Origin of the sequence: Paenibacillus sp. 19GGS1-52 (genome assembly GCF_022369515.1) — a bacterium.
GTDB lineage: Bacteria > Bacillota > Bacilli > Paenibacillales > Paenibacillaceae > Paenibacillus_AQ.
The window spans coordinates 836878-860754 of sequence record NZ_CP059724.1 but is presented as its reverse complement, the minus strand read 5'-3'; the positions used below and the strand labels follow the sequence as shown (position 1 = coordinate 860754).

General features: G+C 47.9%; 19 protein-coding genes. 5 read left to right on the top strand and 14 right to left on the bottom strand.

The window, feature by feature from the left end:
• Positions 1-4 precede the first annotated feature (4 nt).
• Positions 5-907, top strand: a complete 903-nt coding sequence (locus H1230_RS03885; protein WP_239714323.1) for a carbohydrate ABC transporter permease — start codon at positions 5-7, stop codon at positions 905-907.
• 74 nt (positions 908-981) lie between these two features.
• Positions 982-2721: an ABC transporter substrate-binding protein gene (locus H1230_RS03880; RefSeq protein ID WP_239714322.1), complete on the top strand. Its 1740-nt coding sequence runs from the start codon at positions 982-984 to the stop codon at positions 2719-2721.
• Positions 2722-2809: 88 nt separating this feature from the next.
• Here H1230_RS03880 and H1230_RS03875 read toward each other — a convergent pair whose 3' ends face one another.
• The 9 genes from H1230_RS03875 to H1230_RS03835 all read right to left on the bottom strand — a co-directional run bounded on the left by H1230_RS03875 (position 2810) and on the right by H1230_RS03835 (position 13605).
• On the bottom strand, positions 2810-5818 hold the full coding sequence (locus tag H1230_RS03875; RefSeq protein WP_239714321.1) for an efflux RND transporter permease subunit: 3009 nt from the start codon (positions 5816-5818) through the stop codon (positions 2810-2812).
• A 336-nt stretch (positions 5819-6154) separates the two neighbouring features.
• Complete coding sequence (locus H1230_RS03870; protein ID WP_239714320.1) at positions 6155-7288, bottom strand: glycosyltransferase family 2 protein; 1134 nt, start codon at positions 7286-7288, stop codon at positions 6155-6157.
• 64 nt (positions 7289-7352) lie between these two features.
• Entirely contained in the window at positions 7353-7940 is a 588-nt protein-coding gene (locus H1230_RS03865; protein ID WP_239714319.1) for a TetR/AcrR family transcriptional regulator, read from the bottom strand.
• Between the two features lie 122 nt (positions 7941-8062).
• Positions 8063-9217 (bottom strand): cation:proton antiporter, encoded by a 1155-nt coding sequence (locus H1230_RS03860; protein ID WP_239714318.1) that lies wholly within the window; start codon positions 9215-9217, stop codon positions 8063-8065.
• Positions 9218-9379: 162 nt separating this feature from the next.
• Positions 9380-9703 carry an L-rhamnose mutarotase gene (locus H1230_RS03855; protein WP_239714317.1) on the bottom strand — a complete coding sequence of 108 codons (324 nt, stop codon included), beginning with the start codon at positions 9701-9703 and terminating at the stop codon, positions 9380-9382.
• A gap of 126 nt (positions 9704-9829) precedes the next feature.
• Positions 9830-10096: a hypothetical protein gene (locus H1230_RS03850; protein WP_239714316.1), complete on the bottom strand. Its 267-nt coding sequence runs from the start codon at positions 10094-10096 to the stop codon at positions 9830-9832.
• A gap of 230 nt (positions 10097-10326) precedes the next feature.
• On the bottom strand, positions 10327-11487 hold the full coding sequence (locus tag H1230_RS03845) for an ABC transporter permease (protein ID WP_239714315.1): 1161 nt from the start codon (positions 11485-11487) through the stop codon (positions 10327-10329).
• The gene (locus H1230_RS03840) at positions 11480-12649 is read right to left on the bottom strand and encodes an ABC transporter permease (protein ID WP_239714314.1); all 1170 of its coding nucleotides are present in this window, start codon (positions 12647-12649) and stop codon (positions 11480-11482) included. Before H1230_RS03840 ends, H1230_RS03845 begins: the two co-directional genes overlap by 8 nt.
• A gap of 20 nt (positions 12650-12669) precedes the next feature.
• Positions 12670-13605: an ABC transporter ATP-binding protein gene (locus H1230_RS03835; RefSeq protein WP_239714313.1), complete on the bottom strand. Its 936-nt coding sequence runs from the start codon at positions 13603-13605 to the stop codon at positions 12670-12672.
• Between the two features lie 177 nt (positions 13606-13782).
• On the opposite strand from H1230_RS03835, the gene H1230_RS03830 reads away from it, so the two are divergent.
• Complete coding sequence (locus tag H1230_RS03830) at positions 13783-14940, top strand: sensor histidine kinase (protein ID WP_239714312.1); 1158 nt, start codon at positions 13783-13785, stop codon at positions 14938-14940.
• A gap of 41 nt (positions 14941-14981) precedes the next feature.
• Positions 14982-15638 carry a response regulator transcription factor gene (locus H1230_RS03825; protein WP_239714311.1) on the top strand — a complete coding sequence of 219 codons (657 nt, stop codon included), beginning with the start codon at positions 14982-14984 and terminating at the stop codon, positions 15636-15638.
• A 98-nt stretch (positions 15639-15736) separates the two neighbouring features.
• Here the strand turns inward: H1230_RS03825 and H1230_RS03820 are convergent, their stop codons facing one another.
• The 5 genes from H1230_RS03820 to ftsE form a co-directional block, all read right to left on the bottom strand.
• Complete coding sequence (locus tag H1230_RS03820) at positions 15737-17053, bottom strand: PDZ domain-containing protein (protein WP_239714310.1); 1317 nt, start codon at positions 17051-17053, stop codon at positions 15737-15739.
• Positions 17054-17477: 424 nt separating this feature from the next.
• Positions 17478-18944 (bottom strand): S41 family peptidase, encoded by a 1467-nt coding sequence (locus H1230_RS03815; protein WP_239714309.1) that lies wholly within the window; start codon positions 18942-18944, stop codon positions 17478-17480.
• Between the two features lie 121 nt (positions 18945-19065).
• Entirely contained in the window at positions 19066-20355 is a 1290-nt protein-coding gene (locus H1230_RS03810; RefSeq protein WP_239714308.1) for a murein hydrolase activator EnvC family protein, read from the bottom strand.
• Between the two features lie 54 nt (positions 20356-20409).
• On the bottom strand, positions 20410-21324 hold the full coding sequence (ftsX, locus tag H1230_RS03805; protein ID WP_239714307.1) for a permease-like cell division protein FtsX: 915 nt from the start codon (positions 21322-21324) through the stop codon (positions 20410-20412).
• Positions 21314-22000, bottom strand: a complete 687-nt coding sequence (ftsE, locus tag H1230_RS03800) for a cell division ATP-binding protein FtsE (protein ID WP_239714306.1) — start codon at positions 21998-22000, stop codon at positions 21314-21316. The genes ftsX and ftsE overlap by 11 nt, the downstream gene beginning before the upstream one ends.
• A 237-nt stretch (positions 22001-22237) precedes the next feature.
• Between ftsE and H1230_RS03795 the strand changes: the two genes are divergently transcribed.
• The gene (locus H1230_RS03795) at positions 22238-23665 is read left to right on the top strand and encodes a VanW family protein (RefSeq protein WP_239714305.1); all 1428 of its coding nucleotides are present in this window, start codon (positions 22238-22240) and stop codon (positions 23663-23665) included.
• Positions 23666-23877 lie beyond the last annotated feature (212 nt).

The following is a 23877-nucleotide window of genomic DNA, read 5'->3' as shown; positions in this document are numbered from 1 at the left end:
TTCTATGCTAAGCAAAAAACTGTCCACCACATCTTGGCAGGATCGTCTCTTCGATCTCGTTGTCTATGTAGCCATCACTATAGTCACCATAGCCACACTGTATCCCTTTCTCAATGTGCTAGCTATTTCCTTCAATGACTCGACAGACAGTATCAAGGGCGGAATCACTATCTTCCCCCGTGTCTTCACCTTCAAGAATTATGAGACCATCTTTGCCTTCTCTGGGCTAATGACCGGACTAAAGATTTCAATTCTGCGCACGGTAATTGGCACTATACTCGGCTTGATCAGTGCATCCATGCTTGCTTTCACCTTAAGCCGGGTTGACTTCCAGGCGCGCAAATTCGTCTCCACCTTTCTTGCACTGACGATGTATGTCTCGGGAGGTCTAATCCCCTTTTATATTCTGATCAAAAATCTCGATATGATGGGTACCTTTGCAGTATATGTCTTACCGAGTCTTGTCAGCGCTTTCAACGTGTTTATCATCCGTTCCTTTATTGACGGCCTGCCTTACGCTCTTCAGGAATCCGCCAAGCTCGATGGAGCGAACGACTTTACGATTTATTGGCGAATCATTCTCCCACTGACCAAACCGGCTCTGGCTACGATCGCTTTATTTCTAGCCGTAGGGCAATGGAATGCCTGGTTCGATACTTATCTGTATAACGGCTCCAAAGATTCTCTAACCACCCTGCAATATGAATTAATGAAGGTCATTCAGAGTACGACAACGAACGCAGACAGTTTCCGCGGCCGGAATATGACACAGGTCATGGCTCAAATCTCGCCTGAATCCGTCAAAATGGCGATTACAATCGTCGTTACGGTTCCGATCCTGATCGTCTACCCATTCCTGCAGCGCTATTTCGTGAAGGGTATGACCCTGGGTTCGGTTAAGAGTTAGTTCACTTGCGGTATCTGCAGGTTATGCCTGTTTATACAATATTAATTCAGTCCATAAAGGGAGGGTTTATATTCATGAAGACTAAGACATTCAAACCGTACGTTGCAATTCTTCTGTTCGTTCTACTTCTCAGCTTATTGTCTGGCTGCGGTGGTGGAAATAATGCAGAGAATAAAGAAAGCAATGCCGGAAAAAGTACCAATGAACCAACAGCACAGGCGGAAGCAACGGCTGCGCCTGAGGATTTATCTCCACTTACACTTTCCTTCTTCGCCGAAGACCCGAATCCAAATTGGAATAATATGAAGGATGACATCAGCAAAGTCATTACGGAGAAAACAGGCGTCACGTTGGATGCCGAATTCGCCGTAGGCGATCCACAGCAAAAGATTGCCTTGATTGCCGCTGGTGGCGAATATCCTGATATTATTTCCGCCAAAGGCGACATAGGGAAACTTGTGGATGCAGGTGCGGTAATCGACCTTACCGACCTTATTGATAAATATGCCCCAAATATCAAGAAGGTGCTTGGCGACAATCTGGCCCGGGCCAAATATACAAATGAAGACCAGTCCATCTATTCCATTCCTACCTGGGCTGCCGTAAATGAGAAGAAGTTCGTTGCTGGCGGGGGTTTCGAGCTGCAGCATCGTGTGCTTAAAGAAGCTGGATATCCAGAGATTCGTACCGTGCAAGATTATGAGAATGTGATTAAAGCCTATCTGGAGAAGCATCCTACCGATGAAAATGGAAACAAGAATATCGGCGTATCCTTAAATGCGGATGATTGGCATATGTACATCTCTGTTACTAACCCTGCGGTTGCGACTACAGGCGGATCTGATGATGGTGAATATTTCGTTAATCAGGACACGCATGAAGCTATATACCATTTCCGCCGTCCTGAAGAAAAAGAATACTTCCGTTGGCTCAACCATATGAACGATATTGGCCTACTCGATAGAGAAAGCTTTGTGCAAAAATACGATCAATACAAAGCAAAAGTAGCCACAGGCCGGGTACTTGGTCTGATTGACCAGGACTGGGATTACAATGATGCTCAGCAGGCTTTGAAGACAGCAGGCAAATTCGAGCAGACCTACGGCCACTTCCCTGTAACTCTGTCAGCAGAATATAAAGAAACAAGCTTCTGGCCAACCGGCTTCATGGGCGGCTATGGAATCTCCATTTCCAGCACGAATCCTGATCCTGTTCGCACTATTAAATTCTTAGATTACCTTGCTTCTGACGAGGGCCAGATTCTTAACAACTGGGGGATTGAAGGCAAACATTATACAGTGGAGAACGGTAAACGCACAGTGCCTGCAGCCATTCAGGATCGCATCAACAATGACAATACCGCCTTCACCAAGGAATCCGGAATCGGCTTCTACTGGAATATGATGGTGCATTATGGTGATGGAGCCAAAGATTCAACAGACAATTATTATACCAAGAATTTCCCTGAGCAATTGGTATTGGGCTATAGCGATGTTGAAAAAGAAACTCTTGCCGCTTACAAGGCAACTACTTGGAAGGACCTATTCCCGAAAGAAGAAGAATTCAAAGAAAAAGCTTACGGTGCGGCATGGAATATCGCGATTCCAGGCGAAGATGAAGTATCCATTTTGGGCAACAAAATGAAAGATATTACTTGGAAACGTATCCCGGAAGCCATCTTAGCCAAACCAACCGACTTTGATAAGATTTGGGATGCGTACATGGCTGATCTGGAAAAAGCAGGCGTGAAAAAAATGGAAGCGGGCTACACCAAATACGTACAGGATCGAGTTACGTTATGGACTGCTAAATAAAAAAAACCTATAAATTCTCAACAAAAAGAGTGCCAGCCATTAAGGCTGGCACTCTTTTTATTGATTTCAACCGCTGTCTTCCGCTCTTCTAAAGCGCCTCAACTTCTGCCTTAACAACTCCTTTGCGCTCTCTAGCCGATTTACGGAAGTAGAACAGTTCATATATAGCCGGTACGACAATCAGCGTCAACAGCGTTGCGGCGGTTAAACCGCCGATGACTACAATCGCCAGACTTTGCGAAACGATGCTGCCCTGCTCGGGATGTCCGAACAGCAATGGGAGCATGGCACATATCGTGGCAATAGCCGTCATGAGGATCGGACGCATCCGCGTTCCCGCCGCTTCGAGAATCGCTTCACGGACACTCATGCGCTCCTCGTTATGCTTGATCCGGTCTACCAGCACAATCGCATTCGTGACCACGATCCCGATTAACATTAGCGCTCCGAACAATGCGGTAAAGTCTGGTGTAACACCTGAGACGATCAAGCCAACAATAGCCCCTATCGCTGCAAGTGGCAGGGAGAACATAATAGCCAGTGGTGCGCGCAGCGTTTTGAAAGTCAGCACCATGATTAGGTAGACCAAACCGATAGAGATCAGTGCTGTCATTCCCAGGTCGTTGAAGTCGCCTGATTGATCGACGGAGGCTCCACCTGCATATAAAGTTACTCCTTCGGGAAGTTTCATACTATCTGTTTGCTTGGCAATGTCCGCACCGATCTCCGAAACCTTCTTCGGATCGACATCTGCAGTAATTCTGACATAAGGCTTGCCGTCTTTATGGTACAACATAGCTGGCTCATTGCTAACCTTCAGGGTTGCCAATTGAGACAATGGCTGCGGGCCACTGGCGGTCATCAGTGTAATTCCTTCTAAATCCTGCTGTGTCTTCGGCTCTACAAGAGGGTCTAATATCACTGTTGTTGGCGATCCATCCAGCTCCATCTGTCCCAGCGGAATAGCTCTTAACATTCCGCCTAGCTGCATCGAGATTTCCTGTGCGTTAGCCTGTGTAGGGTCAACATTGAAAGCAAATACAGGCTTGGTATCCTCCATATTGCTGCTGACCTTTTGAACGCCTTTCACTGTCTTCACTTTAGCCGCAACCTCTTGGGCGACCGAAGTCACAGCGGCCAGATCATCACCGACAATATCGATGTATTCATTGGTTGAGCCTGAGCCCATCATACTGGCTTCGTTAGCGGTTAAGGTAGCGCCAGTATAAGACTTCGCTGCACCGCGGACATAGTCAATAAAGGCTTGTGCATCTGCATCCTTTTTCATGACAACCGTGAAGTCAACCAACGTCACCGAGGTAACACTTCCCCACTTCGCCGAATCGGCACTGTTGCCGGACTGCATCAGAACGGTTTCGGCCTGTGGCTGCTGCATCAACTCCTGTTCCAGCTGCTTCCCTTTCTTCATAACCTCAGTAACGGGAACATCATTTGGGTAGTTCAGCTGAATCGATACATAACTGGCATCAGATGCATCCAGTGCAGCCTTGGGCATTGATACATAGGCAGCAATTGAACCGATAAGCAAGATGAGCCCCAAAGACAACGTTACCCATTTACGCTGAAGATTCCAACTCAGGAAGCGGGTAAACCACTTGGATGGCTCATGCTCTTTCATAGAAGACTTCCGCAGCAGAACTGCGCTTAGCAGAGGAACAACGGTTAACGCCACCACCAGCGAGGTGAGCAAGGAGTAGGTAACCGTTAGCGCAAACGGAAGCAGGAAGTCCTGTAAACCACCGCGTAAAAGACCCATGGGCAGGAACACGGCGACCGTTGCAATGGTCGATGAAGTAATGGCTCTGGCTACTTCCCCAGTAGCACTAATTATCATTTCACGAGAGAAGGGTTCTTTCTGCAATCTGCGGTATATATTCTCAATAACCACGATGCTATCATCAACCAGACGCCCAACCGCAACGGCTACACCCCCGAGTGTGATAATATTTAATGTTATGCCAGAGATATTCAGTAAGTACAAGGTGACAGCTAGTGACAGCGGGATGGATATTGCTGTAATGAGTGTTGCCCGTATGTTGCGCAAGAATAACAGAATTACGATAGTCGCAAATAAAGCACCGAGCAATACTTCTCGCATCATACTATTCACCGAAGTGACAACCATGTCTGAGGTACTGAACACTACGGCTACCTCTGCATTTTTTTCGGTATCATTAATTTTGTCCACTGTAGCCTGCACTTCATCGCCGACATCGACCGCATTCGCATTAGCTTCTTTAGTTATCACTGCGAACAGCACATCTTTGCCGTTCGAGCGGCTAACGCTTTGCTGATCCTGCTTTAAGGTCACCGCAGCAATATCCTGCAAAGCAACTCCAGGGACTACAGGAAGCTTTTTCAAGGTATCGATACTATCAATGGTAGAAATCACGTTTACATTACCCGTCTGCCCGCCGATCGTCTGCTCTCCAAGCGAAGCCGATACATTGCGCCCCTGGAGCAAGCCCATGACCTGCGTTGAAGATACACCTTTGTCGGCCATTAATTTCGGATCAAGCTTAACCTTGACTTGCGGGTCCACTTTTCCGTATAAAGCCACATTGGATACTCCTTTAATCTTCTGAAACTCAGGAATAATCTTGTTCTCCGCAAGCTCCAGGTTATCCTTAGTTAATCCTTCATCAAACGAAAGAGTCACCTGGGAAATCGGAATCATCGAAGTGTTCAATTGCAGGACGAAGGGGTCCATCACGCCCTCAGGGAATTGTAAGGAATCAACAGCTTTTTGAACTTCCTGCGCAGCATCCTTCATATTGGTTGTACCTTCAAAATAAATATCGACCTTCGCATATCCATCTCCGGAAGTCGACTGCTGCTCTGTCTTGCCCTTCACCAATGCAGTGGCCGCCTCAATCGGCTTAGTGACGTTCGTCTCCATCGATTGGGCATCCTGTCCGGGCCCCAGTACAGTTACGGTAACCTGCGGATTATCCGCCTCCGGCATAAATTCCATCGGCAGCGAGGTATAACTTAATCCCCCCACTATTAACGCCATCACGACTAACAACCCTACCGCACCCTTGTTTCCAAACGACCATTTGGTTAACCAATTCATTTCTTTTTTACCCCTTCCACGCTCTAATTTGTGGTTTCTATTGTATGACTGCTAACTTATGTATAATTCGCCATCCCTTGATTTTAGTTTAAGGTCTTTTGGCATGTGTCAAAACGGTCCGGCGGCGGGTTTCGCTCTCAGCCTTAAGTCGGGGATTCTCCCCCTACTGAGGTCACAAGAAGAAACGGCTTCGCCGTTCATTATATGGACGGCATCCGTTTCTTCGAGAAATATAAGGATAAGTTATCGTGTGAACATATAAATTCTTAAATTTGAACAAAAAGCTGCCCCACACAGAGAGACAGCTTAAGCAGCGTACATATATTTATTCGCGAGTTAAGATTTCAGATTTCTGCGGTCATACGTTGTTCCGCGCCAGGTCATGCCACCCCGAGTGGAGGCGCGGAAGGCACCGCGCTGACCGCCAATGATCAGACACATTCCGATAATCGGGTGAGCAATACCGTACCAGGCACCACTGCCCGAATGCCGTGAATACACATAATAAAGCCAGAAAACAAATAACAAACTTATGGCACACAATATTCTTGCAGAAGGAGGTCCCATGAACAGGCCAAACCAAGGATAAATCATGGTCAGTAGACTGGAAGTAGTAGTCATGAGTGCGTTCGGATAACGAAATACCGATTTCTCTACACTTCCAATAAGCTGTGGCAAGCTCTCATACCAGTTCCAGACGCCGAGCATTTTCGTACCGAATAGCACATCCTGGCGGTAACCCGCCTGTTTAATAAGCTTACCTAGAGTGAAATCATCTGTAGAGATATAGGAGAACCCCTCGTGTGTGCCAATCCCTTCATAAACCTCCCGCTTGACCAAGTTAAAAGCGCCAATCCCGAAAGATTGCGAAGCCTTCGGGTCCTTGACCTTCCACAGCATACCGAATGAAGCGGCGCTCATGAAGATAAAAGCCCCGTACCATTTGGAGAATACTTCAGGTCCCTGAAATTCGGGAATCAAAGTTAGATGATCAAGTTGATGCGTTTGAGAATACACAACAGCCTTACTCAAACACTCTGGATGAAAAAGAATATCGGCATCCGTAAACAGCAACCATTCACCGTTAGCCCTCTTGCTGCCTTGGAATAAGGCATGACTCTTTCCCATCCAATTGTCCGGCAGCTCCGTAATATCCAGACCATTCACATTCGGGTACATATCTGAGAGCCGCTGCATAATATTCGCCGTTTCATCTTCGGAACGATCGTTGACCAGAATGATCTCAAGCCGGGTATAGGTCTGCTTGATCAACGATTCAACACATCGCTCCAATGCTTTCTGTTCATTCTTAGCGGCAATGACTACAGAGATCAAAGGTGGTTCATCCTTCAGCTTATCCTCTGTTTGGTATAGCTTGCCGATTTGGGCAGCCTTCCCTGTAAAGATAATAGCAATCGTTCCCCACATGACTACATTCAACCCGCCCAGAATCCAATAGATCCAGTTCATCTCTAATTCCCGCCCTCCGTCAAATTTGTACGATCGTTCTAATGTTTCTAAATAACTACGGTCTCTAAACAGAGACCGCCTGTAAAAACAAAGAAACCGTATCCCGGTACAGCCCTCTCAACGATTCATGATCCATTGTACTCGAAAAAGCATTTAGCCCGCCTAACCAGGCTCCAAACAGCAGACTTAGCTTCTGCCCATCTCCTGGTTTGAATGTCCCTATTGCCATTCCTTCTTCAATAATCTCCCGATAGGCCTTTATCGGAGTGACCGCCAGGCCATACAGCGCCTGAACGGAGGTGGGTTGAACATTCGGAAGTGCTGCCAGCTCTTGTCCTGCTCTCAACAGGTCCTGCTCATAGTTGTGGATCACAAATTCGGCGATGGCGTACAGCTTCTCCGCTGGAGTTGCACATCCTGAAGCCTGCGCATACCAGCGTTCTCCCCAATGCCGCATGGTCTGTTGGGCCAACGAGACGAACAGTTCCTCCTTACTTTTAAAATGATAATAAATATGTCCCTTGCTATAACCTGATGCCCTGGAAATATCCGCTATCGATGTGGCGTTATATCCCTTCAGGGAGAACAGGCTTTCAGCTTCCCTCAGCACCTCTTGCCGGACTTGCTCACTGTCATAGCTTCTCTTATTCATCCAGTAATAGTTTTCCCCTTAAATAGAACGACTGTACTAATGATAAGTATACAGCATATCCTTTATTTTACAATAATAATCTGAGATTGCTGCCTCCAAGATCCTTTTAATCTCTCAGCGACTCATTCAGAACCCTGCTTGGCAGGCTCGCGAAACATATACTTTAATAGTGGTGGTGTTACCAGTGTAGTTACAATCACTACAATAATAACGGAGGTGAAATATTCCGGAAGCAATAGTCCGCTCTGCAGCCCTGTCGCAGCAATAATCAAAGCCACTTCACCCCGCGAGATCATTCCTGAGCCAATAATTGCCGAGGAGCGGTTATTAAAGCCGGTAAGCCGCGCACCCAGTCCGCCACCCAGCATTTTGGTCACGACTGCCACAAGGGTAAGCGCGATAACGAAACCGATCTGACTTCCTACGCCGGCAAAAGAAACACTGAGTCCGATGCTCACAAAAAATACGGGTACAAAAATGGAATATGCGATCGGTTCGAGCTTCTCTTCTACGGTATGCTTGAAAGACGTTTGTGAGATGGCAATCCCCGCGGCAAAAGCACCGATAATCCCGGCCATTCCCATCAGTTCGGCGAAGTACGCAAAAGTAAAACAGATCACCAAGGCCGCCGTGATGGTTGCTTCTGTTACCCTCAGCGGAGCCAGCCATTTCATCACCCAAGGCACAAGGAACCAGCCAGCAGCAATGGCGACTACAAAGAACAACACTTTTTTGCCGATGAGCAGACCTAGAGATATTTCCGCTCCTGTCCCGAAAAAGCTCATTAATACAGCTAGCAAAATGACTACCAATATATCGTCCACCACGGCGGCTCCCAGAATGGTAGAGCCTTCACGAGAGTTGAGCTTGTTCATATCCTTCAGTACCTGCACGGATATACTGACAGAGGTCGCACTCAGCAGGACACCCATAAATAAAGCGTTATAGTAGGCAAAGCCAAACAGTTCCCCAATGGCTAAACCTCCCAGAAAGGGTAGTACGATACCTCCAACCGCTACGGCAAAGGCTGATTTCCAGTTCTTACGCAGCTGATCCAGATCTGTCTCCAGACCGGCGATAAACATCAGCAGCAGCACACCAATCTCTGAGATGTAGTGAATAAACTCTCCGTTTTGAATCCAACCCAACACTGCCGGTCCTAGCACAATGCCGACAATCAGCTTGCCCAACACCGCAGGCTGTCCTAGCCGTACAGATAAATCTCCAGCAAGCTTGGTGAACAGCAAGATCAGCATAAGATAAAAAATAAACTCCATGGTCATCCACTCCCTTTTCCTCAACTTCTCCCTAAAAAACACAAAGAGGAGCCCTTGTTGACAGGCTCCTCCAAAAAACAAATAAATATTCAGTTAAATTATATAATTAAATTATAACCTTATTTAGAATTGTTGTAAACTAAGGCGCTATGATAACTACCTTTACTTCAGATAAAATACCTCACGCAGTGGTACCATAGGCGTTTCCTCATTGAAATCAAAGGAGCCCTCGACCATCTTCGAGGTAATATCATTCCATCTGTTGCAGGCCTCACTCTGAGCGATGTAAGCAAAAGCCGCTTCCGTATCTTCACATTCAAAGCAGTAAAAAAATTGATTGCCATTCTGAAAGATGGAATAATTAGAAATCCCGGCTTTGCTGTGTTCCTCCAATATTTCTGTCCAAGGGTTCAAGTGCATTGCCACGTACTCTTCCAGACATTCTTCCTTTACCTTCCATGTCCAAGCCAGTTTGTTGCTGCTCATCTTCTAGTCCTCCTAGTTATAAATTGTATGTATTTATACAGTAAGACTATCCAGATAGGCAATAGCCTCTTCACGAGTTTTATAGTGTACTGCAAATTTACCAAAAAGTCTCTTCATTTGCATGATCTACACAGGAGCATTTGCAATGTATACCCAACCCGCTACACCGGCTACAGTAACCATCTCCCCAGTTGGTGCCAATAAAGCAGCAACCTCAGGAGATAATACCGATTTGGATGTACGTACATCCGTAATACCAGTAAAGCCTGGCTTTACTAATTCCATAATTTCTGCAAATTGTTCATTGTAGTCATTTGCATTCTCTTCGGTAATTCCGTTAGTAATTACCTCAATTCGATTCTTTCGTGCATTGTAATCAATTGTAAAAGTCATTCATGTTCCCCCCGGAATGATATCGCTTCCAATAAACTCAATTATAGTGATCATATCATTTTAGCTTGAACCTGAATATGCCTAATTTCCCATACTCTAGTGAACAAGAAGAAACGGTTTCGCCGTCCTTTTATGGACGGTACCCGTTTCTTCGAGAAATATAAGGAACTTACGTCAATGGATGAACTAAAGGGGCAGTTATGAATCTAGTTCGTAGGAATATCCACTACTTACGCGCTTATTCCTGCCTCACTTGGGCGAAGAATAGCAGAGCCGATTGCCAGCAGTACTGCGGCCATCAAACCCAGTATGGCGAAGGGCAGCCACAGCTCGTTCCAGCCTCCGCCGGTTGCGGCGATATCAACCGCCTGAATCGCCCATTTTTGCGGGACAAAGTTAGCGGCCTTCTGCATATAGTCCGGCATGATGGCTAGCGGCCAGAAACAGCCGCCCAGCATACAGGTCGGAGTCAGGATCAACATATTCAGCATTCCGGCATTATTGGGGTTGCGGACCAACCCAGCTATGGTGCTGGCAATCCCCATGGACACCAGCATAAATGCTGCAAGCACCAGGAAATAAAGATAAAGCGGTATTTCATAATCATAGTGCAGCACCCAACGGCCTAAGACAAGAACTACGATAATTTGAATCAGGCCTACCATAAAGCTCCCCAGAAAATTACCTAAAGCAATTTCGTAGGAGCGCACAGGAGCACTGAACATCCGCATCATAGTGCGCCCTTTCCGGTCATCCATAATGATCGATACGGAACTGGTCACCAGCCCCATCAGAAACATTAACGTTAACCCGACTACGACACCCAAGCCTTCTCGGGGATATAAATTATAATCTGTTCGGATGCTGCCGACACTATGCTGCTCCGTTTTTGCCAATATAGCGGCGAACTGTGCTTCAGGGTCGGTGGAACCTCCATCAGCAGACCGAATAAGTGTGGCGGTACTCAGCATCTCATCAGCAATCGCATTTGTTTTCATTTTGACCATTATCGAAGTTTCTGTCGTTTTGAGCTCATATAAGCTAATTTGCGGCTGTTTTCCGGCCAACAGCTCCGAGGTATATCCAGCCGGAATCATGACCCCGGCCTCCCCCGTCTGCCCAATGATACTCTCCTTCAGAACCGCTTCATCCGTCTTCTGCACGAGCTTATAATCACCGGTACTCTCCAATTCAGCAAGAAGGTGTTTACCGCCAGCACCGTTGTCCATATTCGTATATAGCACAATCGCGGGGTTCTCGCCCATACTTCCAGTAACGGATACCACTCCTGCCAATACAATACTGGGCAGAATAATAAAAGTAAGGATACCCCTCCGGGAACCGATAATTCGCTTAACCATATTCAAGCCAATCGTAAGGATATTATTCATGATAACCCACCTTCTTGTATGAGATAAACGCCGCACTGAACAGCACAAGACAGATCAGTGACAGAACCCCTAAATTTGGCAGAATCTCCGACAGTCCGGAATGGAGCATCATCCGTAAAATGGCTTGCATTGCCCAATGATTCAAGGTATAGGCTCCCACAGAGTTCACCCACGAATCTGGAAGCGGGGCCATCCCCCCACTAATGAAGGTCATGATTACCGTGATTACTGTGATTACACTTCTTGCACCGGCCATATTTTTACTAAACAATGAAATAATGATGGATAACGTCATAGAGGCTATGATCATTATCAGACAGAACAGCAGTAGCAGACCAGGACGATTGCCCCAATCCACGCCGAAGAACCAGTGCGATAAGAGAATAATAGCAACACATTGGAAGATAGAAACGATGCCTACGCCGAGCATTTTTCCAATAAATAGCTGCGATCCTTTAACCGGCATCGAGTTGATTCGGAAGAGGGTATGGTTCTCTTTTTCGTTAAAAAGAGACGAAGTTACGGTAAGCCCGCTATACAGCAAAAACATCAGCATCATCGAGACCGCATAGAATTGCGAGGCCGTATACGTCGCCCCTCCTTCACTTAGCTTACCTAGTGTAACCAGCGCGTGATCTCCAGAAGTTGTTGCCGCAGCCGTTAAAGCTTCCGGTCCAAGCATCAGCGCCACGGCCTGTTTAGCATTGATATTGCTCAAAAAATTATCAAATACGGTCCCGGCGACCATATTGTCCGTACGATCTTTGCCCAAAATATATTCAAGCTTTGCTGCCCCACCGCTCTGCACTTCGCTGTCGAAGTTAGCAGGAATGACAACGGCATAGCCATATTTCCCGCTGCGCAGTCCGCTTTCCACAACCTTACGACTCTCTACCTCCCGCGGAACGATAATCTTCGAAATCTCCGGTGTCTTCAGAAAGCTTGCTACTATTGCTGAGCTGGCGAGCCCCTCTCCAGATAGGCTGACAATGCCTACGTTCACTGGAGCTATAGTAGAATCCTTACCGTTTCCCATGACACCTGAAAGCGAGGAACCGAGCAGAAAGATTAATACCAACGGCAGCAGAAACATATTCAGCAGCATCGAGCGTGATCGGAGCAGCCTGCGCAGCTCATAGCTCATAATTGTCCATGTATTCATCAGCGCTTTTCCCTCCTCCTTTAATCGCGCAAGGTCCGTCCGGTCAGGCTCAGGAACAACATCTCCAGATCCGGCTCCTCAATATGCAGGGAACCAATAATCCCCTCATGTTTGGCAAAAATAAATAGAATATCCTGCAGCTCCCCTTGCGAAGAAGGCAGATAAAGCTCTATCACACCCTCCTTCACTTCCACTCGACTGATCCGCGGATGCAGCTTAAGCTCATGGATTAGCTCAGGAGTAATCTGCGTAGCTCTGATCACAATTTTCTCTTCCTGGGCCACTCGTTCCCGCAATTCTTTTTCCGTACCGCAGGCAATAATATGACCTTTATCCATAATGGCGACCCGATCACAAATGGCTGCGACCTCCTCCATATAGTGACTTGTGTAGATGATTGTTGAACCGAGCTTATTCAGCGCCTTTACCGAATCCAGAATATGATTGCGTGACTGGGGATCAATCCCTACGGTCGGCTCATCCATAATGATCAGCTTGGGACGATGCATAATGGCGCAGGCGATGTTCAGCCGTCTTTTCATCCCTCCCGAGAAGGTGGATGGTTTCTCTTTGGCCCGGTCGCTGAGACCAGTGAACGCCAGTGCTTCCGCTACCCGCTCCTTCAGCAGCTTGCCGCGCAAGCCGTATAACCTGCCGAAAAAAGTCGCATTCTCCTCCGCTGTCAACATATCGTACAGTGCCAGCTCTTGGGGAACCAGGCCAATTCTTTTCTTGACCTCTAGCGAGTTCGCAGATACCGACAGGCCGTCAATCCTAATGTCGCCACCGTCGATCTTAAGAAGGCCGCAAATCATGCTGATTGTAGTACTCTTGCCCGCCCCATTCGGACCCAGCAGACCAAAGATTTCACCTGCCTGAATCGTAACATTCACATGATCCACTGTTAGTTTGTCATTATAGCGTTTCACTACATCCGTCAATACCGCAAGTGACATATTGTTTCGCTCCTGTCTGTGTGCTTCTATATCCTAAATTGTAGCTCACAAGAAGCTCCATCGGACGTACAAAAAGTCATCTTCTGAAGGTGACTAAAGTCATCTCCTGAAGCAGCGGGTAAATATGCTAAGATAAAAGCTAAGAAAACTGTCTATCGACAAAAAGGATGAACCGGCGTGACCAGAGAACTGAACCTATTGCGTTACGGACTCATTATTATTCCTGCTTCTATTACCATTTACATTTACCAATATGCCGATTACCAATTATTCACCATGCACTTTTTATTGCTTATGCTGCTGGTAACGCTTGGTGCTAAGCTGCCTGATTCGCTATCCGCGCTGGCTAGCGCCTTAGAAATACTGTTCACCGCTTGGTTATGCTACCAGTATGGCAGTCTGATGATCTTTCCAGCGCTCTCCGCATTGCTGTGCTATTCTCGGCTGAAATCGCCTTCGGTGTCGGTCTTGTTCACCACGATTCACCTGATTGCGTTGAATCTTGCCTTCAAGCACTCCATCCCGCTTCTGTGGGTCAACATGAATATTGCCTTCCTGCTTACCTACTCCCTGAACGAGCTTCTGCGGAGGGCTGGACGAGGCCGTGCGGAAACGTTACTAGTGTATGATGAATTGCGCAAAAAACATTTCGAGCTGGAGGAAGCCCGTAGCCGACTGCTGCAATTCACCTCCCAAGTAGAGACTGCCGCCCAATCGGAGGAGCGGGTGCGAATCTCCCGCCAACTGCATGATGATATCGGCCACCGCCTGATCCGCATCAAAATGATGATGGAGGCCGCGATTCAGACGCTTCCTGCCGCACCCGCAACTGGAATGCAGCTGATGGTTCAGATTCGTGACCAAGTGTCTGCCAGCATGGATGATATGCGCGCAGCTGTGAAGCGTATCAACTACGCCCCGCAATTGGAGGGTGCCTATGCGCTGGACCGACTGCTAGAGGAGATCGGCCGCGATACCGGAATTGAGACCTCGTACCTTGTAGAAGGCATACCTTATCCGCTGTATCCCAGTATTCAGATTGTCCTCTTCAAGAATGCCCAGGAAGCCATCACCAATGCCCTACGTCACGGAAGAGCTACAGCAGTATGGATTCAGCTAACCTATAGTGAAGCTGAGATTATAATGGAGCTTAGCAACAATGGAGTTCTTCCCACAGGAGAAGCGCTGCACAGACTGCAGTGTAGTGGCGGATCTGGCTTGAAAGGAATGACAGAACGAACACGGTTGATCGGCGGAACCCTTGAGCTGCGGCAGGTACCACAGTTCGTAGTAGTGACCAGATTGCCGGTATATAGGCAGGGAGAGATTAGGTAATCAAGAGGATTTGAAAGTATCGAAAGGAGTATAACCAACTGATGATTAAGCTTCTAATTGTTGACGACGATTCTTTTATTCGCGAAAGCCTTAAGGTGCTAATGGGCCTAGATTCTGAAATTGAAATCGCAGGAACGGCTAGTGATGGCAACGAGGCTTTGGCCTTTCTTAAGGAGGGTCTTGCGGTAGATGTGGTGCTTATGGATATTCGCATGCCAGGCTGCGGTGGAGTTGAAGGTACCTTAGCCATCAAAAAGTCATTTCCACAGGTATCTGTGCTGATGCTGACCACCTTTGATGATGACGAATATATTATTGAAGCCTTGCGAAACGGAGCCAGCGGCTATTTACTGAAGAACATTCCACCCGACCGTATTATACAGGGCATCAAGACCGTACATGAGGGCAACATGCTGATCCATCCCGACATTGCCCGGAAGCTGGCTACCTTTCTGCAGCCTGCCTCCCGTCCTGAAGCCGAGCAAGTGTCTCCGACGCTTCAGAGTTACGGGTTAACCAAGGCAGAGATTGCCGTTGTTGCCTCCATAGCGGAGGGACATTCTAATAAGGAAATTTCCGCAGAGCTGTTCCTGAGCGAGGGGACCATCAAAAATTACATTACCGATATCTTAAGCAAGCTGGGCCTGCGCGATCGTACACAAATTGCTATTTTTTATTTAAAAAACTGCCAGGAGTAAGGTACGTTGGTTCACTCACATTACATATAAAGCCCGGACCCACTGATCAGTGGAGTCCGGGCTTTTCGTTAAAGAGGTCAATTTCCATCATAGCAGTGTTAGACCTCGGCTGAATCCGCCTTAGTCTTTACGCTTTTTGTCGGCCGTTTGAGTTCGCTCACGGGCAGACTCCGGTTGCGGGTACCCGTCTTCATCATAACAATGCTGAAGATACTTGAGGGTTTCGTCTCCGCCGTAAGATACCCATCTTGCTCCGGCACGAGAATGATGCCGAGCTGGTGATGATCACCATCATAGATGGCTCGCTGCAGGTACTTGCTCTCACCTTCGGCGTTCAGCAGCTCCAGCTTGCAGAACGCCGGATTCATCCGCAGCGCCTCATGCAGCTGCGAGGCATTGGTCAACAGGACCCCGTTGACCTTCAGCAGGATCTCGCCCGGCAGGATGCCCATATCCTGCGCGGGGCTGCCCGGCAGCACGGCCAGCACTTTGCGGCCGGCTAACGGATGCACGAAGACGGGGCTGACACTGCGCTCCTCCAGAGCGCTGTACCAGCTTAAGCCTTCGTGCAGCGTCATTGCTGCGAGCGCCGCGACCACGGTCAGCGGGCTCCACCAGAACGCAAGTAGGCCTAAGCCCAACAGGACGATGCTGTATAACAGCAGACGTCCTGACGTGCGGGCCGCCTTGCGCCCTGGCAGCATGCTCTGCGTCATCTCGCTGAAGCCGATGATGACGGGCAGAGATACGATGCCAAGCCCGCCGCCGAGCAGCGTCTGCCATGGCAAATCCCCGGCTCCGGCTCCCGCAGGAACCAGGAGGAACAACGGCAGCGGCCAGAAGGCCTGCAGCTGGTAGCCGCCGACGACCTTGCCGCGCTTACCTTTCAGGAACAATGGCGTGGCGAGCCTAGCCCCCTGCCAACGGGCCAGCAAGGCTTCGGCCATGTGCAGCAAGGCTGCCAGCACCAGCAGCGCCGGGATATCCATCTCCCTTAGTGCAGCAGCAATCGTGCCTATTTCCCCACTCTGCAACGCATGTGGAAAGAAAGAAAGTACAAATTGAATGATGCCAAGCAAACCTATAGAATAGGCAAAACATAAATAGCGTACTCGGATCAGCAGCAGCAGTAAACTGACTACCCAAATGCAGGCTACAGCTGTGCCGGATAAAGATATCCCTAGCAGAACAGCAGCCATTGAAACCAGAAGCCCCATAACGAGACCACTCCATACCGTCCGCCATGTCTCCTGGCCCCAGCTATGCAGCTTCACATGAATTAACTTTCGTTCCAAAGCTACCTGCCGGCGGTAATACAGTGCTATGAATACAAGAGCAATATAGTAATATGGCTGAATCAGTAAATGTAAAAGTGCATTACCCAAGCTTCCCAACAGTTCCGCTATCCCATTCAAACCTTTCGTCACACTCCTTTGCCTATGAAATCAATAAGTGGACCACAGAAGTATAGAGCTGAAGGAAATATTATGAAACTAATTTTTTGTAATGTTTCATACCCTTCCTTAAATGAGCCCGAAATTTTGAGATAAAGGGAATTTGTCCCTCTAATTTAATGGAAATCTTCACTTTCAAGGAATTAGAGGGAAAATCACACGCTAATTCATCTCGAATCATGTTATGAAGCCCAATCGAATAAATTTAAAGGTATAATTTCCCTCTAATTTCTAAAATGTCCTGAATTAAGTGCAATTAGAGGGCGGATTTCCCTCTATTTCGGTATACTGACCTTAGTTACATGGGTTGGAAGTGGCTTTATGGTATGGAGCCACATATAAGTACTTATATTCTAAAGAAAAAAGAAGGCTGAACTCAGCCTTCTTACTTTTTCGACGCTGCCGCCTTGATTTCCTTCTGAATCTCTGCAATTCCCTTATTCCGCTGGTTGTCATTGACAGGGTCCTGAATAGCCTTGATCAATGAAAGTTCAAGCGACTCCGCTGTTTTTGCGTCAATTATTCCAGTTACTTTCAGCTTCGCTGTGCTTTGGAATTTCTTGACTGCATTCTTCGTATCCACATCGAAATAGCCATCTTTACGCCCTGGCTTGTATCCCAAACCATCCAGCATCGTTTGTGCACTCTTCACATCTGCACTATTCATGTTATATTGCAGAATTACACTTTTGTTAATCGGTGCTACCGAGAAGTAATCTGGCTGTGCAACGGCAATATCGGGTTTAATCCCTTTGCCGTGAATCCACGTGCCATCAGGTGTTAACCATTTGGCAATGGTAATCTTCAGTAAGCTACCATCTTGCAGTTGCTTGTCAAAGCTGGTCTGTACAGTGCCTTTGCCGAATGAATTATCCCCGATCAGCTTAGCTCCTGCCGATTGCTGCAGAGCTCCTGCCAATATTTCCGAGGCGCTTGCGCTACCTTTATTCATCAGTACAACGACTGGATAGGCTTTGCGTGAACCCTTGGAGGTACTGACCTCACGCTCTTTGGTCTTATACTCTACCTGCACGATTGTTTTGCCTGACGGTACGAACTGTTCTGCCATCTCAATGACAATCGGAAGAACACCACCTGGGTCATTTCGAACATCGATGACGAGGCCCTTCATGCCCTGCTTCTCCAGTTTACCTAGCTCTTCTTTGAAACGCTCCGCAGTATTCAGGGAGAATTGGGTGACCTCGATGACGCCAACCCCATCCTTCTCCATAGTGGCATACACGGTTTCCAGCTTCACGTCATCCCGGGTAATCACAAATTGCAGCGGCTCTGTAGCGCCAGCACGTTGTATCTTCAAGGTCGCCTTGCTGCCTTTAGGACCACGTATCTTGGCCACCGCAGCATTTAATTCCAGGCCTTCCAGCGATTCTCCATTAACAGACAGAATCACATCTTTGGCTTGAATCCCGGAGGTCTCAGCCGGTGAGCCCTTAATCGGTGAAACCACAACTACCTTGCCATTATCCGAGGAGACTTCCGCTCCTATCCCTGTAAAGGAACCTTCAATACTTTCCTCAAACTGTGCGGCTGTTTCCTTACCCATATAGTTGGAATACGGATCGCCCAATGCTTCCATCATCCCATTGACAGCACCATCTATCAGCTTGTCGCGATCTACAGTCTTATAATAATTGCCCTCAATCAGATCCAGAGCAGTTCCGAGCTTCTTGGATTCTTTATCCTGCAGTCCAGTAGTCTGCAAAACCGATGTTATCCCTTCACCTGCGGCTTGTCCAAAAACAGAACTGTAACCAGTCACACTCAGGGTCAATAAGCTGCCGCATAGCAAGGCAGCGATTATCATAAACGCCGCTGTGCTTTTTTTTAACATGATGTTCCCACCGTCCCCTCTTGTCCATCTTGACCATTACAACCTAACCCCATCCTACGAAGGGACGGTATCTCTTCCAGTATATGCCGCAGCTTCAATTAATATTTATGCATGCTTTAAATTAGAGATAAGGCATAGGATTAACCGGCTTACCATCAATCCGTACTTCGAAATGAAGATGTGGGCCTGTTACACGGCCTGTCGCACCAGATTCAGCAATTGTCTGACCGCGATCAACGTGATCCCCTACCTTAACCTTTATGCCGCCCTCACGGATATGTCCATACAGTGTCCACACGCCTCCGCCATGGTCAACAATCACACAATAACCATAACCGCTCCACCATTCAGCCACAAGTACCGTTCCGGCATCAGCCGCATGAATATCGGTTCCCTGTGGAACTGCAAAGTCAACCCCGGTATGCATCTTGCCTACCTCACCCGTAACCGGATGTGTCCGCGGGCCGAAGCCTGACGAAATTCTGACGGACCCTACAGGAAGCAGGAAAGGTCCATTCCCACCTTCATAGGCTGAACTGGAACTATTGCTTCCGCTACTGGAAGAATTCGCTTTAGCCTGGCGAGCCGCTTCCGCTTTGGCCGCAGCCGCTTTGACCGCCGCTGCTTTGCGGGCCGCTTCCTCAGCCTTTATCTTATCCTTTTGCTGCTCCAGGGCTGAACGATTGCTTGCAAGCTCTACCAGCTTGGCATTCTGCTCCTCGCTGACTTCATCAGACTCCTGAATTTCCTTGTCGTAGTAAGCGATAAGCTCCTGCTTCTCGTCTTCCTTCTCCTTCAGCATGCTGCGCTGGGATTCCAAATCTGTATACAGCTGTTTAGCTTGCGCATATTGCCCTTCAAGCTGCTGCTTCTTGACAACAACTGTCTGCTTGTCCAGCTTATGCTGCACCAACAGATCCTGATCCTGATCCACAATCATCTTCAGAGAGTCCGCTCGATCCAGAAAGTCAGAAAAGCTCGTGGATGAGAGCAAGACATCCAGATAAGACACTGCACCATCCGTATACATTAGCCGAACACGGGACTCCAGCAGCTTCTCCCTTGAAGCTACACGTGCCTCCGCTTCGTCCAATTCGGTAGCTGTAACGTTCAATGAATCTTCCGTCTTGGCGATCTTGGAGGAAATATCGGTCATCTTACCCTTTACGAGATCCACTTGCTCCAGTACATACTGCAGATTGAGATTGGTCTTGTTCTTATAGTGCTGTGCTTCCTGATTGCGCGAAGCGGCTTTCTCCTGCTGTGCCTTGGCAGTCTGTACTTCTTGCTGCAGCTTCTTCAGCTGCTTGTCGATCTCAGTAACACTAGTCTTCTTGGCATAACCGTCAGAGGGTTGGAATATGGTGACAGCCAGTAACAATACAGCTAAGCCGGCGGCAATCTTCTTCAACTCGCACTCCCCATCCTTTATTCATAAGTATAGATCATTTCAAATTGGATCTTGTTATACTTTCAAAAACTTGCGAATAGATACGGTACTTCCCCAGACACCAATCAGCACGCCGAGACCTACCAGCAAACCGCACAGCTGCATCCATATATGGTTAAAGGGAACTAATTCGAGTCCAAGCATTGGATCTCCCTGTACGGACGCTACCAAGCTGGTATAGCCGATATACAAAGCACCTGAGGTGACTAATGATCCAATCATCCCAATCAGTGCGCCTTCTATAAAAAAGGGCCAGCGAATAAAATAGTTTGTTGCGCCTACCAGCTTCATAATGCCAATCTCCTTGCGCCGGGCCAGAATCGTAACCCGAATGGTATTCGAGATCAGAAACATCGACATCAGCGCCAGTCCCGCTACAAAAATAAAACCGATGTTGCGCACGGCACGCGTGACCTTAAATAATGTCTCAATGGAGCCCTTACCATAGTTCACTTTATATATCGGCTGCTCGGGGTGAATTTTGTTGAGCGCTTCAATCTTCTCAGAGACAAACGCAACCGTCGTCGGCTCAACAACCTCTACCAGCAGCTTGTCCGGCAGCGGATTATTATCTGTGTCGAACCCTTCCAGAAGCTCAGCCGCATCCTTGCCCATGTCTTTACGGAAATCCTTCAGCCCTTGCTCCTTGGAGATGAATTCAATCTTGCTGACTTCCGGCATACTGCCAATTTCGTTCTCTAACGTCTCGCGCATCTTCTGATCGGTATTCAGAGCCAAATGCACATTGATCTGAACCTGACTGTCCGCCTTATCAGCTACAGCATTCACATTGAGCACAAGCAGTATAAATACTCCTAGCACGAACAGAGACACGACAATGGAGGTGATGGACGCTATCGACATCCACCCGTTGCGGAATACGTTTTTGAAGCCTTCCCGCACATGCCGCAAGAAGGTCTTAAAACTCATAACCGTAATCCCCTCTCACTTGGTCTCTAACAATGTTTCCGTTCTCAATGGCGAGCACCCGTTTGCGCATGCGGTTCACAATATCTCTGTTGTGGGTTGCCATTACGATCGTTGTCCCCCGAAAATTAATTTCATCAAGCAGCTGCATAATGCCCCATGAGGTCTCCGGGTCCAGGTTGCCTGTAGGCTCGTCCGCAATAATTACAGAAGGACTATTGACGATTGCCCTAGCGATAGCAATTCGTTGCTGCTCTCCACCGGACAGCTGGGAGGGCTCGCGATTAGCCTTGCTCCGCAGACCCACGAGATCGAGCACCTCATTCACACGCTTCTTGATGACCTTCTTCGGCGCTTCGATAACTTCCATGGCAAAGGCAATATTCTCAAAAGCCGTCATCTTCGGCAACAGCCTGAAATCCTGAAAGACAACGCCAATATTGCGGCGAACATAAGGAATCTTACGAGGCTTAAGTTTACCAATATTAAAGCCGCCTACAGAAATTTGCCCCTTGGTCGGAACTTCTTCTCTATAAATTAATTTCATGAAAGTTGATTTACCTGCGCCGGACGGTCCGACGATATACACGAATTCGTTGCGATCGATTTTGACAGATACACCTTGCAAAGCATGGGTCCCATTTGCGTAGGTCTTCCACACATCCTGCATTTCAATCATTTTATCACTTCCCGAGTTTGACATTCTCCGCTACTTGGCCCTTCGACAAGGTCCAGCGCAGGTTTCCATAAACTTCAATATTACCGCACCGTATCTATTGTAACAAATACGTAACTGCTTGAGTACCCGAAAGTTTTGCTAGGACCGTACATATACATAGAAATATCATCTTTTCTGCTATGTAATCATGGGCTGCGCCTGCCTTAGCGCAAATCAGACCCAATAAGGAGATTGTTCATGAAAAAAATTCACATCGCCCTCATTGGAATGATCGGCCTCCTCTTGGCCGGCTCACTTGTATTGGGAGGGCTTCATTTATACGGCAGTCAGAATACATTGCCTGAAGACACAGATCTTGCAGGCTGGGACATCAGTGGAATGAGCTTTGTTGAAGTCCGTGCCGGACTCGATGAACGGCTGAAGGCTATGCAATCACTCCCCTTGGTGCTGAAGGCAGAGGGGAATACTGAGCTGACCCTTACATTGAAGCAGGCTGGAGTGACATTCGAGGCAGAGGACTTTCTGCGGAGTCTTAAAGAGCTCGATGAGGGCAGGCTTATGGACCGGGTGAAGGCACGCCACAGCTTCCAAGTAAGTTGGAGTCTCGGGGCACACCTGGAAATCGAAGCGCTGCAGACTAGTCTCAGCCCAGCCTGGGAGAGAGAAACATTCGGCATTCCCGTGGATGCAACGCGGCGGATTACCAGTGATGACCGAGTAGTGTATACGCCTGAGACTACCTCATATGAGGTGGATTGGAACACTCTTGAGACAACGCTGCGGGCTGCTATCCCCACAAGATTAAGTAGACTGAAAGCCTTGCAGGGCAAGGGAATTACCCTTGAGGTTCCTTTAGCAGTTCTGCCACCGGATATAACCTTAAAGGCATTGAAAGCACAAGGGATTGAACGAAAAATAGCACAATTCAGCACCAATCTCGGCGCAAGCGGACCCGGGCGAACATACAATGTCGATTCAGCCGCCAAAGCCGTAAACGGCACCGTCCTCCCACCGGGTGCCATTTTTGATTATGGCAAAGCTATTGAAAAAGCCAAGACCAAATACGGTTTTCGCCAAGCACCTGTGATTGTGAATGGAAAGCTGCAGCCAGGGATGGGCGGAGGGATCTGCCAGGTTTCCAGCACCCTGTATAATGCCGCGCTGCGTTCGGGACTTGAAATCGTCGAGCGGCACAATCATTCTCTTCCGGTCAGCTATCTGCCCAAAGGACAGGATGCTACCTTCGCAGAAGGGTATATTAACTTCCGCTTTCGCAATACGACCGGCAAATATCTCATCATCAAAGCCGCCGTACAGGGACGGTCACTGACCGTGAAGCTGTTTGGCACATTTCCGCAGAACACCAGCTATCAAATACACTCACAGACGGTTGAGGAACTCCCTGCTAGTGATAAATACATTAGTGACTCTTCCCTCTCGCCTGGAAGCTCGCGGGTGATACAGAGCGGCAGGACCGGGTATGTTGTAGAAACCTACATTACCCGATTCGTTGACGGCAAGGCCGTTGAGAAGAAAAAGCTATCCCGCGATGTCTATCCCGCGCAGAAACAGATAATTGCTGTAAATCGTGCCGGTATTAGCAAATCTGCAACACCGGATAATTTGAGAAAGCCGCTAGTGGAAGATGGAATTCGCAGCGAATAAGTATCTTTGTTATCAAGAAGAAATAGCTTCGCCGTCCTTTTATGGACGGTACCCGTTTCTTCGAGAAATATAAGGATAAATTATTGCGTGAAGCATATAAATTCTTATATTTTCATAAAAAAAACGGCCGGACCTCATGTGCTGAGAGGTCTGACCGTTTTTTAGCGCAAAGATTTCAACGCATACTTTACATACAGCTTACCTGTGCGGCC